Source organism: Reyranella sp. CPCC 100927, from assembly GCF_007859315.1.
GTDB lineage: Bacteria > Pseudomonadota > Alphaproteobacteria > Reyranellales > Reyranellaceae > Vineibacter.
On the sequence record NZ_VOHA01000014.1, the window covers coordinates 82642 to 95024 of the forward strand.

Consider the following 12383-nt stretch of genomic DNA (forward strand, 5'->3'; position numbering starts at 1 on the left):
GGATTTTCGGTCCGGGCTTTCTATCGAACCAATTCAAATATCTGGCCAGTTGCATTGATAAAATCTATAGTTGGCGCGAACGGAGGAATCGCGTCCATGCGCCTGACGCAGCTGCGTTCTTTCCACGCCGTCGCCACCACGGGCAGCTTCACCCAGGCGGCTGAGCGGCTGCATGTGAGCCAGCCGACCGTGACCACGCAGGTCAAGCTGCTGGAGGATCACTACAAGGTCGAGCTGTTCCACCGCCATGGACGCCGCGTGCGGCTCAGCGAAATGGGTGAACAACTGCTGCAGTTGTCGCGCCAGATCTTCAGCCTCGAGGCCGACGCGGTGCAGCTGCTGGGCGATGCCGGCGAACTGCGGTCAGGCCATCTGCGGGTGGCGGCAGTGGGGCCATCGCATGCCACCAGGATGCTGGTGGCCTTCAACCAGCGCTATCCCGGTATCCGGATCTCCGTCAGCACCGGCAATTCGCAGGACGTGCTCGACCGTCTGCTCGACTACCGCGCCGATGTCGGCGTACTGGCGCAGGTGTTTCGCGATCCGCGGTTCGTGTCGAAGCCGTTCAGCGAACACCCGGTCGTGATCTTCACATCGGCCGATCATCGCTTCGCGCGCCGGCGCAGCATCCGCATCGCCGAGCTCCATGGCGAGAAGCTGATCCTGCGCGAACCGGGATCAACGACGCGCAGAGCGCTCGAGGCCGCGCTCAAGGCGGCACGTGTGGAGCCTCACGTCGTGATGGAGATCGCCAGCCGCGAGATCATCCGCGAGGCAGTGGCGCAGGGCATCGGGATCGCCGCGGTGTCCGACGTGGAGTATGTGCCGGGACCGGGACTGCACGCCGTGCGGATCGCCGATGCCCAGGTGCGCACCTATGCCCATGTCGTGTGTTTGGCCGAGCGGCGCGACATGCGCATGGTTCGTGCCTTCTTCGATGCCATTGGACCGTAGGCCGACAATCACCGTCCCCTGGTACGGAAGGCTGTCATCCCGAGCGCAGCGAGGGATCTGGGGAACGGCGCCTGGATCTCTCGCTGCGCTCGGGATGACGGGTGGTGCGATTCACCGGTCCACGAAAGCGATGGTCGGCATTTTGTAGTTCAGGGCGCTGGTCGTGCCTGCGGTGATGTCGAGCGTCACGCCGGTGATCTTGCCGGCCAGGTCCGATGCCAGAAAGACGGCCGCGTTGGCGATATCCTGCATCAACGGCATTGCCTTCAACATGGTGTCGTTCTTCAGCCGCGCGAAGAAGTCTGTCACATCGTCACCGCCCTGGGCGGCAGCCTCTCGGAAGGGCCGCGAATCGGGTGAGCCAGCCGAGCGGATGTTGACGACGCGCACGCCGTGCGCGCCCAGTTCAGCCGCGAGGTTTCTGGAGAACGCCTCGATTGCGCAGCATGCCGGTCCGAAGCCGCCGACCATCGGGTAGCCGATTCCCGCGGGCGTCGCGGTCAGCGAGAGCACCACACCCGACCGTTGCCGTGACATGATCCGACCGGCGGCCGTGGCCGTGAGAAAATGCGTCAGCATGGCGATCCGCACGGGGCGCACGAAGTCGTCAGCCGACATGTCCACCAACGGCATGCCCTGTCGATCGGCCAGGTTGATCAGGTTGAACGAGATATCGAGGGTTCCCGACGTCGCCACGACCCGCTCGGCGTGGCGGTTCACGGCCGGCCCGTCCAGTGCGTCCACCACGTCGGCGTCGGCCTGGCCACCGGTGGCCCGGATCTCTTCGGCGACGTTCAGTGCATTCTCCAGGCGGCGCGCCGTCACAAAGACCTTGGCGCCGGCCGCGGCCAGCGCCTTCGCCACGGCGCCGCCCAGCGAATCGCCGACGCCGTAGAGCACGGCATTTTTGTTGGCCAGAATCATCGGTTTCTCCCTGATCGGACTTGCCTCCATCGGAGGACGATCAAGGGTGGCCAGAATCGACAGGCCGGGTTGCCTTTTGAGAAGGAACAGTGGCGGCACCCGGCAGGCCGTCGCGCCACGGCCTTGGCACCGGCGCACCGCTGGTGCCAGGGCAGGGCTGGCTGCTGGTTCTTCAGGCTGCTTTGCGCTGGGTGATGGCGGTCGTCAGTCGCGACACGATCTCGCGCGCCGGGAAGGTTTTCAAGCTGTCATGCTCGGTCGCGGCGGCACCCGTCGACGGACCCGAAACGACCACGAACGGAACATTGTGCGCCGCCAGGACATCGGCGATGGGCGTTGCGTGTTTGCCGCGAACATCGAGATCAAGCGCAACGGCATCAGGTGGCGTAACGGATAGCTCCCGCAACGCCCCTTCGAGGGTGCGGACCAGCTTGACGCCGCGACAGCCCTCGTCGCTGAACTCGCGCAGGAGCTTCAGCCCGACACCAAAATCACTCTCAACGATCAGAACGCGACATTCACTCAGCGGTTTCATGACACTGGCTCTGTTTCAAGCCTCAACCCTCGGCAATTCAACGCCCATGGCAAGTCGATGTTCCTGATGACACGGCCATGGAACGCTGTGCCTGCAACGATATTTAGGTTTGCATTGCGGCGGACTTGAGGCGCGGCGCGACGTCGCGGCAGAATCTCACGAGGCTCTCGTTCATGTGATCCGGCCGCAGGCCCGGTGGCACCGCCCAGGTGACGAGATCGGTGATGCCGTGGTCGCGGATGAACGCTGACAGCTGCGTGACGCAGTGATCGACGTTGCCCACGACCCAGGTCTGGGGGATGGGGGGTGCATCGGCGTTGCTTGCGACGCCGCCCGGGCCGGTGCCGGGCGTGAAGCTGCGATAGACCTGATGGCGGTAACGCTCGGCAGCACGTACGCGTGGCCAGTCACGGTCGACATCGTCGGTCACCAGGCACGAGCGGATGATGCCGACGCGGTAGCGCTGTGGGTCTCGTCCCGACTCGTGCAACGCCGCCCGCCAGGGATCGAGGGCAGCGGCCCGTGGTCCTTGCGGCAGCAGATGACTGTCGAATCGCGCCGCACGCTGGGCACCGGCCTCCGACATCGCCGCCACCCAGAGCGGCGGCCCGCCGGGCTGCACGTAGCCTGGCCGGATGATCACGTCGTTGAACGTATAGCGCTTGCCATGGAAGCTGAACCGCTCGCCGCTGAAGCAGCGGCGCAGCACCGCGATGCCTTCGTCGGTGAGCGACACGCGACGCGACACCGGCAGGCCGAAGCCGTTGAACTCGTGTGGCGCATAACCCATGCCGACGCCGATCTCGATGCGGCCGTTGCTGAGATTGTCCAGCACGGCGAGATCCTCGGCGAGACGGACAGGATGGTTGAACGGCAGCAGGCAGACGTCGGTCGAGATGCGTACGTGTTGCGTGCGTGCGGCGATGGCGCCAGCCACTGGAGTCCACGACGGCAGGTAGCCGTCGTCGAGAAAGTGGTGCTCGGTGAACCAGACCAGGTCGAGCCCGAGCCGGTCGAGCATCGCGACCTGGTCGATGATCGCCGCATAGAGATCCGGCATGCTCATGCCGGAATCCGCCGGATTGCGGAAATCGTAGACAGTGCCGATGCGAAGCGGCGGCCGCATGACGTTGGCTCCTGCGCGCGTGGCTAAGTCCCTCACGTCGCCCGCGTTGGCGGGGGCGCCGTCCTGCGAAGGGCGGCGTCAGCTCACCGGATCCAGCACCACGACCGGGATTTCACGCGCGCCGGCCTTGCGCTGATAGTCGGCGAACGGCGGCCAGATACCGACAGCCTGGTCCCACAACCGCGTGCGCTCCTCGCCGCTGGCCGTGCGCGCGCGGGCCCGGATCTTGGCGGTACCGACCTGGACGTCGACCTCGGGATTGGTTCGGAGGTTGCGATACCAGCCGGGATGCTCCGGCGCGCCGCCCTTCGAGGCGATCACGAAATAGCTGCTGTCGCCAGCGCGGCCGTAGAACAGCGGAAACAGATAGCGATCACCCGATTTGCGTCCGGTCGTGGTCAGCAGCAGCGACGGCACGGACTTCACCGGCACGTTGGGCAGGTTGATGGTGTACATGTGGCCATCGGTGCCGCCACTCGACAGGTAGCGCTCCGCGTGATCCTTCATCCACTGCGGCAGGTTTGGTGCCAGTTTCGCCTCGGTCATCGTCGTTTCCTCTATCGTTGGCTTGGATCATCCTATCCTGTCGAACCGAGCGCACGCGAGTGGTTCCTGACGCCGCTGTATTCAGGTGATCGATGCGACGAGATGTCGGCCCGGGCGTTGCGTATGCCATTCCTCCAGCAGCACGCGCGGGTCGGCGTCCAACTCCCGGCGGCTGCGAAGGACGAGGCCCTGCGCCTGCAATTGCGTCTGGGGTGCGGCAGTGCCGGAGAACACCTGTCGTCCCGGCATCACGCTGACATCGGCGCACGAGAGGTAGAAGACGTCGTAGCCGATATCCAGGAAGCACGAGAGGTAGAAGACGTCGTAGCCGATATCCAGGAACAGGTCGAAGACCTCTGTGCCGCCCAGCACGGCCGCGACCGCGTCGGATGCCGAGCCCAGACAGCGCCAAGCCTCCGAGAAGGACGCCCCGCGCGGATTCCACTGGACCGCGTGGTCATTTGTCGGATCGAGCGCCAGTGACGGGATTTTCCGTGTCAGGATCAAGCGCGGCCGGTCAGCCGTGTCGGCGTCATCCTCGCCGGAGTGGCGGCCATGGACGATGACGTCGGCTGCACGCACGCCCGAACGAAAGAAGTGCTGATCACCAGGCCGCTTAAGGACGCCGGGAAAAGATCCGTCTTCATACGCGATCATCCCGTTGCGCGAGATGATGGCATAACCCTTCACGATCGGCATGGCGCGTCCGGCAATTCCATGCAGCGTCAACGGAAGATGCCGCCCCTGTGTTCCCTTGCCGTCGGCGCGCAGATCTATCCCCGGTTCTCCGCTCGCTTCTTGAGCACCTCGAGGGCGCGGTCGGCATGCACGTTCATCAGGATCTCGCTGCGGATCACGTCGATCACCGTTGAGTCGGTGTCGATGACGAACGTCGTGCGCTGCACCGGCATCAGGGGCAACCACCCCCTGACCCCGAATTGTCGCGCGATGGCCTGATCGGTATCTGCCAGCAGCGGATAGCCGAGGGCGTGCCTTTGGGCGAAGCGGTGTTGCGTCTGCGGTCGATCGGGACTGATACCGACGGGCTGGGCGTCCACCGCCTTGAAGTCGCCGATCAGGTCACGGAAGTGACAGCTCTGCATCGTGCAACCGGGGCTCAGGGCGAGGGGATAGAAAAACAGGACGACCGGACCGGCCGCGAGGAAGTCCGACAGCCGACGGGGTGTCCCGGTTTCGTCCGGAAGCTCGAAGTCGGTGACGGCATCGCCCTTGCGCATGGCACCCCCCTCATCCGCAGGCGTGGTGGCAACCATAGCACAGGCCGCACGGGCGCGGGACGCGACCTGCTGATCTGCCCTGTCCTGGGGCGGCCGCTCGACAGCAGGATGCCAATACGCGAAGCTGCCGTCGGCACAGGGGGAGGAGCCTGACGATGACATCGACGGCCGAACTCGACATCGTCGTCTATGGCGCCAGCGGCTTCACGGGCAAGCTCGTCGCGGAATACCTGGCCTCCCGCTATGGCGGCGGCAGCGGCATACGCTGGGGCCTGGCCGGGCGCAGTGTGGACAAGCTCGCCGCGGTGCGCGACGCGATCGGTGCGGCGGCCGACACGCCGCTCATCGCCGCCGACGCCAGCGACCGGGCCTCGCTTGCGGCCATGGTGGATCGCACGAAAGCCGTTGTGACCACGGTCGGACCCTATCAACTGTATGGCACCGCGCTGGTGGCGGCCTGCGCGCAAGCGGGAACCGACTACCTCGATTTGTGCGGCGAGCCGGCGTGGATGCGGCAGATGATCGACGCCCATCACGCCGCCGCGCAGGCGAGCGGTGCCCGGATCGTCTTTTCCTGCGGCTTCGACTCGATCCCCTTCGAACTTGGCGTTTTCTTCCTCCAGGAGACAGCCAAGGCTCAACGGGGCAAGCCGGTCAGCCGGGTGAAGGGGCGCGTGCGCAAGATGCGCGGCACCCATTCCGGCGGAACCGCCGCCAGCATGAAGGCGACCATCGCGGCGGCGGCGCGGGATCCTGGTGTGCTGGCGCTGCTGAAGAATCCGTTTGCGCTGACGCCGGGCTTCGCGGGGCCGAGCCAGCCGCTTGGCCTGATGCCCCATTACGATGCGGATGTCGGCGGCTGGGTGGCGCCGTTCGTCATGGCGGCGATCAACACGCGCAATGTGCACCGATCCAATGCCCTGATGGGCCATCCCTGGGGAACCGATTTCGTCTATGACGAGATGATGGTTGCCGGGACAGAGGCCGTGGCCAGCGCTATTGCGGGCGCCATCCAGGCGATGGCCGGTCCCGGCGGGCCGAAGCCGGGCGAGGGCCCGTCGAAAGCCGAGCGTGAGGCCGGCTTCTACGACATTCTGTTCATAGGCCTCGGCGCGGATGGGAATCAGGTTCGTGTTGCCGTCACGGGCGACATGGATCCGGGTTATGGCTCCACGTCCAAGATGATCGCCGAGAGCGCGCTGTGCCTGGTGCACGACTCGGTCGGCACGCCTGGCGGTATCTGGACGCCCGGCGCTGCCATGGGTCATCGCCTTGTCGATCGGCTGGTCGCGCATGCCGGCCTGACGTTTCAGGTCGAAAGTGCATCATGACCGCTGCGGCCACCGACTGAATCATCGACTGAACACCACTGCGTATGGGGCAGTGGAGGTTTGCAGTCAGGCCTGGGTCACGGCCGCTTGCGGCGGTTGCGGCTTCATGGAAGCATTTGCCATCGCAACAGACGCCAATCAAAGAGGAGACGCCGATGGATGTCGGCATGATGATGCTGTTCTCCACCTACGGCTGGGAGAACTGTCCGGACCATCGCGCCTGGGAAGAGGAGATTCGCCTGGCGCGGCTCGCCGCCGATTCAGGGTTTGCCTGTCTGTGGTCGGCCGAGCACCACTTCAACGACTATTCATTCGTGCCCGACAACATCCAGCTGATGACTTATCTGACGGCGCTGTGCCCCAACATCGATGTGGGCACCGCCGCCGTCATCCTGCCGTGGCACGATCCGCTGCGGGTGGCGGAGAATGCCGTCGTGCTCGACATGCTGAGCAAGGGCCGGCTGCGCTTCGGCATGGGCCGTGGTCTGGCGCGCCGCGAGTTCGCCGCCTTCCGGGTCAGCATGGACGAGTCGCGGACGCGCTTCGACGAGGCGGCGCCGATGATCGTCAAGGCCCTGAAGACCGGCTTCATGGAGGGCGATGGTCCGTTCTATAAGCAGCCGCGCATCGAGCTGCGGCCGCGGCCGCAATATTCGTTCGACGACCGCATCTATGCCGTGGCCTCGAGCGAGGACTCCGTGGTGTCCGCCGCCAAGCTCGGTGCCCACATGGTAATGTTCGCCGACCGCCCGTGGGACATGCGCCTGCCGGTGATCGAGCGCGGCCGCGAACTGCACCGGCAGTATCACGGCACCGAGCCGCCCAACATCATGCTGACCGAGTTCTGCGTCTGCGGTACCGACCTCGCCGCGACCGAGGACGAAGCGCGCCGCTATCAGGGCAAGTTCGTGGAGAGCAATTTCTACCACTACGAATTCCTGGGCGAACACTTCAAGGCGGTGAAGGGCTACGACAGCTACCAGCAGAAAGCCGAGATCGCGCGCCAGAGCGGTCTGGAGGGTGCGGTGAAGGGCTTCATGCAGGCCGCCAGCTGGGGCACGCCGGACAAGATCCTGCGCGGGCTCGAGGAGCGCCGCCGCCTGTTGGGCGACTTCCAGCTCAATGTCGCCTTCCGCTTTGGCGGCACGCCCTACGACGTCTCCGAGCGCGGGCTCAAACTGTTCGCCAAGGAGGTGCTGCCGGTCGTCAAGTCCTGGGGGCCGACCAAGGGCGCCAAGGCGGCGTAACTTGTCATCCCGAGCGTAGCGAGGGATCTCGCGTGAATGGCGCACCGTACGTCATTCGCAGGAGATCCCTCGCTGCGCTCGGGATGACAGGTTTCAAGCGAGGCGCCGTTGCCGCGCCTCGGCGAAGCCGTGCATGCCCAGCTGCCACTGCATGCCGACGACGGCGCCCTTCATGGGCTGTAGCAGCAACAGGCAGCTGATCAGCGTGGCGGGGATCCAGATGACGAATTCCAGCCACATCGGCGGCGCCCACGCCATCTCCACCGCAAACAGCAGCGGCACGATGACGTGGCCCACGATCATGATCACCAGGTAGGGCGGGAAGTCGTCGGCGCGGTGGTGCGAGAAGGCCTCGCCGCAGGCCGGGCAGTGGTCGGCCACCTTCAGGAAGCGGCCGAACAGGCTGCCCTTGCCGCAGTTGGGGCAACGCAGCATGAAGCCGCGCCGCATGGCCTCGCCGAGCGTGACCTGTTCCTGTGTGGCGTCCATGGCGGAAACCTCTTGATCCGTTCTGATCCATACAATAAGGATTGACATCCAAACAATCCAAGACAAACGGGCAAATTGTATGGATTGGATCCCTGCATTATCCGAGTGGCAGGGCCCGGTGTTCCTGCGCATCGTCGAGGCGCTGGCCGCCGACATCGACAGCGGCCGGCTGGCACGCGGCCAGCAGCTGCCGACGCACCGGGCGCTGGCCCAGGCTCTGGATGTCGACCTGACGACGGTGACGCGCGCCTACGGCGAGGCGCGTCGGCGCGGGCTCTTGGACGCACAGGTTGGTCGCGGCACCTTCGTGTCGGAGACGACGGCGCGCGCCGCCCGCGACATCGCCTTTCCGGTCAGGATCGACCTGTCGATGAACGTGCCGCCGCAGCCGGTCGAGGCGAATCTCGAGTTGCGCATCGCCCAGGGGCTGGAGGCCATCCGCACCGGCTCGAGCTTCAGCGCCTATCTGAACTACCAGCCACCCGGCGGCAGCGACGAGGAGCGGGCAGTCGCGGCGCGCTGGCTGCGCCAGCGCCTGCCGCAAGCCGATGCCGAGCGCCTGGTGATCTATCCCGGCAACCAGGTGATCCTGTTCAACGCGCTGCTGGCGTTGGCGGCGCCGGGCGACGTGGTGCTGACCGAGGCGCTGACGTTTCCCGGCATGAAAGCCGCGGCGGCGGCACTGGGCGTCCGCCTGATCGGCGTCGCCATGGACGGCGAGGGCATCGTGCCCGAGGCGCTGCGGGCGGCGTGCAAGGCGCATCAGCCCAAGGCGGTCTACCTGACGCCGACCCAGCACAACCCGACCACCGCGACCATGGGCGCCGCACGACGCCAGGCGATCGCCGACATCATCCGCCGCAGCCGCACCGCGCTGATCGAGGACGATGCCTATGGCCTGCTCGAACCGGCGATGGCGCCGATCGCCACCTTGATCCCCGAGCGCACCTGGTTGGCGGTCGGGTTGTCCAAATGCATCGCGCCGGCGTTGCGCGTGTCGTACCTGTTGGCACCCGACGCGGCGGCGGCACAAATCATGCGCGGCAAGCTGCAGGCCACCTTGCAGATGCCGCCACCGCTGATGGTGGCGCTGGTGACGCACTGGCTGCGTACCGGCATCGCCGACAAGATCATCCAGGCGATCCGCGGCGAGGCGGCCGGGCGCCAGCTGCTGGCCCGCAAGCTTCTGAAAGGCGTTGCGTTCGCCGCCCGACCCAACGGCCACCACCTGTGGCTGCCGCTGCCGGCGCGCTGGAACCGCGTCGCCTTCCTGGCGCACGCCTTGCAGCACGGCCTGGCGGTGGTGGGCGATGATGCCTTCGCGACGGACGCCATGTCGTCGCCGGCCGTGCGCGTCTCGCTGGGGGCCGCCCGCAACCGCGCCGAACTGGCGCAGGCGCTGGAGCGCCTCGCCGGCGTGCTGAAGGCGCCGGTGCAGACCACGCAGATCGTCTAGAGCACAGGACGGAAAGGTTGATCTGTCGGGGCAATCGCCGGGGCGCGCTGACATCGTCGGCGCGGATGGTCACCGGCGCCAAACTTCTTTGACAGCAACACCGCAGGATCCTTCGCGGCGCTCAGAATGACGGCAACGTTGTCTTCGGCGATGATCTTCCCACGCCATAGCACTGCGTCGGGGAGCGAAGAGGCGTTACGAGATATTTCTGATGTCGATTTTTGGACTCTTGTCGATGCCGCACCCTGCGCTGTAACTGGCCACAAGTCCGCGTTCTCGCCGCCGGAGATGCCGGGCGCTTCGTAGGCCCGGCGTCGTGGGGCAGAGCCGCCCGCCGGCCGAACGGGCGTTTCGGCGCTGCCGTCACCGGCAAACCTCGAACGATCTGCTGCCGCGTCAGGCTTCGGCAGACCTTTGCCGAGGCAGGAGCGTTCGATGGCCGTAATCGCCCGCGCACGGGTTTCCGCAATTTCCGCAACCCGTTCTGCCGGCTCGTATGGGCTCCAGTGAGAGAAAACGCGGGGCCGTTTCTGTCGTTTGTCTGTCAGGTCAGGAAAACCCGCTCATGCCTTGGAATCGCAGCCATCCCGCACATTTGTCCTTTCTGTCACCGCTGTCGTGGCCACGGGTTTCGGCAATTTCCGCAACCCGTGCTGCGTCTTTCGCCCCAGCTCTGCCGCGGTTCTGCTTGCCCGGAAGCGGTAGCAACCGGGCGACTACCTGAAATGCCAGCGTTCACCCTGTTGCGGCAGGATGAAGCGCACGCCGACGTCGTTGCCGGCCTGCAACTCGGCCAGCATCTTGGCCTGCGGCTGCTCCGGCGTCAGCGCGTACTTGATGTGGCTGATGATCACCGGCAGGTCCTTCAGGGCGTTGCCGCCGGCCAGCCCGTCGAGCTCGCGCAGGGACATCAGGATCCATTTCGGCGTCAGGTGACCGAACAGCAGGTTGTCCGGCCGGTCGCTGGTGTAGGACGCCTCGATGACGATCGCCTTCAGCCGCCGCTGCTTCACCTTGTCGGCCACTGCCGACCAGATGTCGCGCATCCGCGTCGTTTTCTCGACCGAGTCCGGCCCGGTATCGCCGAAGCACAGGACGCCCTCGCCGTCGCTTTCGACCAGGAAGGCCGTCGACTCGACGCCGCCATGGCTCAGCGGGAAAGCCGTCACCGTCATCCTGGTGTCCTTGACCGGCATCGCGACACCCGGCGCCAGGTCGGCGATCGTGAACTTCTTGAGATGCGGTTCCTTGCCGCGATCGGTGAAGTTGGGCCACGCCCGCCAGTTGAAGTAGGTGTCGACCAGCGCCGTGCCGACCGAGGGCAGGGCATAGATCGGCTTCTTGCTGTCGTCGGGCGAGGCGATGATCAGGCCGGCGACATGGTCCAGGTGCGCGTGGCTCACCAGGTAGCCCTTGATCTTGTGGGTCAGCACATAGCCCACGCGACTGAGCGGGACATCCGCCGGCACCGTGATGTGGGCGAAGGCGCCTTTCTCCTCGGCCACGCGCAGGCCATTCACCAGCGCGCCGGCGTCGCAGGTCACGGCGTTGTCGTCATTGTGCGGCCGGATCAGGAAGGCGCTGAGGTTGCCGTCCTGGATGCCGCCCAGCGCGCCCAGCGCCACTACGTCGAAGCCGTCGGCGGCGCGCGTGACGCCCGCGACGGCCATCGTGGCCGCGACCGTTGCCGCAGCCGCGATGGCGCGTGCCCTTACCATTTGTTGCGCAGCTCGCGCAGCTTGAGGAACACGGTCTTGGGGTCGGGGTTGTCGGGCAGGTCGGGGAAGGCCTCGCGCAGGCGGCGGATCACCGACGGGCTGGTCAGCCGGAAGAACGTGTTGATCTCGCGCTCCAGCGCCAGGGTCGTGACCAGCGCCTTGGCGGGATCCTGCTGCTGCATACCCGGCAGCAGGTCCTTGGCCTTGGCGTTGTCGGGCTCGCGATCGAGCGTGAAGGCGAGGTTGTTCGCGATGTAGTCGTGGCCGGGATAGATCAGGGTGTTTTCCGGCAGCTTGTCGAGCTGCTGGGCGAAGGTGCCATAGAGCTCGCTGGGATGGCCGCCGTTGTGGCAGTTGCCCGCGCCGGCGTTGAACAGGGTGTCGCCACAGAACAGCGCCGGATGATCGCCGTGCGAGCGCAGGCAGATATGGCACATGGTGTGGCCGGGCGTGTCCATGCACTCGAGCTCGACGGTCTTGCCGACCTTGATCACGTCGCCGGCGCCCAGCCCGCGATCCAGGCCCGGGATCTTGTCCTTGGCGTTGGCATGCGCCAATACCTTGGCGCCAGTGGCGGCCACCACCTGGCGGTTGCCGCCGGTATGGTCGCCGTGTTCGTGCGTGTTCAGGATCTGCGTGATGGTCCAGCCTTTGTCCTTGGCGACCGCCAGGCACTTGGCATGATCCAGCGGATCGATCGCCAGCGCCTCGCCGGTTTCCTTGCAGGCGATCAGGTAGTTGAAGTTGCGATAGGCATTGCCGGTCCAGATCTGCTCGACGATCATGATGCGTCCTCGTGGTGTGTGTTGCCGGCAGTGT

Annotated in this window: 13 protein-coding genes; 4 read left to right on the top strand and 9 right to left on the bottom strand. The window is 66.0% G+C overall.

Annotated features, from left to right (window positions below; genetic code table 11):
- Nucleotides 1–96 precede the first annotated feature (96 nt).
- Nucleotides 97–954 (top strand): LysR substrate-binding domain-containing protein, encoded by an 858-nt coding sequence (locus tag FQU96_RS28640; protein ID WP_146544797.1) that lies wholly within the window; start codon nucleotides 97–99, stop codon nucleotides 952–954.
- Nucleotides 955–1065: 111 nt separating this feature from the next.
- Here the strand turns inward: FQU96_RS28640 and FQU96_RS28645 are convergent, their stop codons facing one another.
- The 6 genes from FQU96_RS28645 to FQU96_RS28670 form a co-directional block, all read right to left on the bottom strand.
- Nucleotides 1066–1878, bottom strand: coding sequence for an SDR family NAD(P)-dependent oxidoreductase (locus tag FQU96_RS28645; protein ID WP_146544798.1), 813 nt, complete (start codon nucleotides 1876–1878; stop codon nucleotides 1066–1068).
- A 172-nt stretch (nucleotides 1879–2050) separates the two neighbouring features.
- Nucleotides 2051–2413: a response regulator gene (locus tag FQU96_RS28650; RefSeq protein WP_146544799.1), complete on the bottom strand. Its 363-nt coding sequence runs from the start codon at nucleotides 2411–2413 to the stop codon at nucleotides 2051–2053.
- A 103-nt stretch (nucleotides 2414–2516) separates the two neighbouring features.
- Nucleotides 2517–3539 (bottom strand): LLM class flavin-dependent oxidoreductase, encoded by a 1023-nt coding sequence (locus FQU96_RS28655; protein ID WP_146544800.1) that lies wholly within the window; start codon nucleotides 3537–3539, stop codon nucleotides 2517–2519.
- Between the two features lie 78 nt (nucleotides 3540–3617).
- Nucleotides 3618–4085, bottom strand: coding sequence for a nitroreductase family deazaflavin-dependent oxidoreductase (locus tag FQU96_RS28660; protein ID WP_146544801.1), 468 nt, complete (start codon nucleotides 4083–4085; stop codon nucleotides 3618–3620).
- Between the two features lie 81 nt (nucleotides 4086–4166).
- Nucleotides 4167–4784, bottom strand: a complete 618-nt coding sequence (locus FQU96_RS28665; RefSeq protein WP_146544802.1) for a dihydrofolate reductase — start codon at nucleotides 4782–4784, stop codon at nucleotides 4167–4169.
- Nucleotides 4785–4858: 74 nt separating this feature from the next.
- Complete coding sequence (locus tag FQU96_RS28670) at nucleotides 4859–5323, bottom strand: peroxiredoxin (RefSeq protein ID WP_146544803.1); 465 nt, start codon at nucleotides 5321–5323, stop codon at nucleotides 4859–4861.
- Between the two features lie 155 nt (nucleotides 5324–5478).
- Between FQU96_RS28670 and FQU96_RS28675 the strand changes: the two genes are divergently transcribed.
- Nucleotides 5479–6654: a trans-acting enoyl reductase family protein gene (locus tag FQU96_RS28675; RefSeq protein WP_146544804.1), complete on the top strand. Its 1176-nt coding sequence runs from the start codon at nucleotides 5479–5481 to the stop codon at nucleotides 6652–6654.
- A gap of 155 nt (nucleotides 6655–6809) precedes the next feature.
- On the top strand, nucleotides 6810–7901 hold the full coding sequence (locus tag FQU96_RS28680) for an LLM class flavin-dependent oxidoreductase (RefSeq protein WP_178130757.1): 1092 nt from the start codon (nucleotides 6810–6812) through the stop codon (nucleotides 7899–7901).
- A 93-nt stretch (nucleotides 7902–7994) separates the two neighbouring features.
- On the opposite strand, the gene FQU96_RS28685 is transcribed toward FQU96_RS28680, so the two are convergent.
- Nucleotides 7995–8390, bottom strand: a complete 396-nt coding sequence (locus FQU96_RS28685; RefSeq protein WP_255468606.1) for a DUF983 domain-containing protein — start codon at nucleotides 8388–8390, stop codon at nucleotides 7995–7997.
- A gap of 79 nt (nucleotides 8391–8469) precedes the next feature.
- Between FQU96_RS28685 and FQU96_RS28690 the strand changes: the two genes are divergently transcribed.
- Nucleotides 8470–9846, top strand: coding sequence for a PLP-dependent aminotransferase family protein (locus tag FQU96_RS28690; RefSeq protein ID WP_146544807.1), 1377 nt, complete (start codon nucleotides 8470–8472; stop codon nucleotides 9844–9846).
- Nucleotides 9847–10562: 716 nt separating this feature from the next.
- Here the strand turns inward: FQU96_RS28690 and FQU96_RS28695 are convergent.
- A complete protein-coding gene (locus FQU96_RS28695; protein WP_146544808.1) occupies nucleotides 10563–11564 on the bottom strand; it encodes an MBL fold metallo-hydrolase in 1002 nt (333 codons plus the stop codon).
- The gene (locus FQU96_RS28700; RefSeq protein ID WP_146544809.1) at nucleotides 11558–12349 is read right to left on the bottom strand and encodes a hydroxyacylglutathione hydrolase; all 792 of its coding nucleotides are present in this window, start codon (nucleotides 12347–12349) and stop codon (nucleotides 11558–11560) included. The genes FQU96_RS28695 and FQU96_RS28700 overlap by 7 nt, the downstream gene beginning before the upstream one ends.
- Between the last annotated feature and the right edge of the window lie 34 nt (nucleotides 12350–12383).

Bases quoted from the DNA above. Each gene is read 5' to 3' on its own strand.
- FQU96_RS28655 (WP_146544800.1), bottom strand. From the start codon at position 3,539: ATGCGGCCGCCGCTTCGCATCGGCACTGTCTACGATTTCCGCAATCCG.
- FQU96_RS28670 (WP_146544803.1), bottom strand. From the start codon at position 5,323: ATGCGCAAGGGCGATGCCGTCACCGACTTCGAGCTTCCGGACGAAACC.
- FQU96_RS28680 (WP_178130757.1), top strand. From the start codon at position 6,810: ATGGATGTCGGCATGATGATGCTGTTCTCCACCTACGGCTGGGAGAAC.
- FQU96_RS28650 (WP_146544799.1), bottom strand. From the start codon at position 2,413: ATGAAACCGCTGAGTGAATGTCGCGTTCTGATCGTTGAGAGTGATTTT.
- FQU96_RS28660 (WP_146544801.1), bottom strand. From the start codon at position 4,085: ATGACCGAGGCGAAACTGGCACCAAACCTGCCGCAGTGGATGAAGGAT.
- FQU96_RS28640 (WP_146544797.1), top strand. From the start codon at position 97: ATGCGCCTGACGCAGCTGCGTTCTTTCCACGCCGTCGCCACCACGGGC.
- FQU96_RS28645 (WP_146544798.1), bottom strand. From the start codon at position 1,878: ATGATTCTGGCCAACAAAAATGCCGTGCTCTACGGCGTCGGCGATTCG.
- FQU96_RS28690 (WP_146544807.1), top strand. From the start codon at position 8,470: ATGGATTGGATCCCTGCATTATCCGAGTGGCAGGGCCCGGTGTTCCTG.
- FQU96_RS28700 (WP_146544809.1), bottom strand. From the start codon at position 12,349: ATGATCGTCGAGCAGATCTGGACCGGCAATGCCTATCGCAACTTCAAC.
- FQU96_RS28695 (WP_146544808.1), bottom strand. From the start codon at position 11,564: ATGGTAAGGGCACGCGCCATCGCGGCTGCGGCAACGGTCGCGGCCACG.
- FQU96_RS28665 (WP_146544802.1), bottom strand. From the start codon at position 4,784: ATGCCGATCGTGAAGGGTTATGCCATCATCTCGCGCAACGGGATGATC.
- FQU96_RS28685 (WP_255468606.1), bottom strand. From the start codon at position 8,390: ATGGACGCCACACAGGAACAGGTCACGCTCGGCGAGGCCATGCGGCGC.
- FQU96_RS28675 (WP_146544804.1), top strand. From the start codon at position 5,479: ATGACATCGACGGCCGAACTCGACATCGTCGTCTATGGCGCCAGCGGC.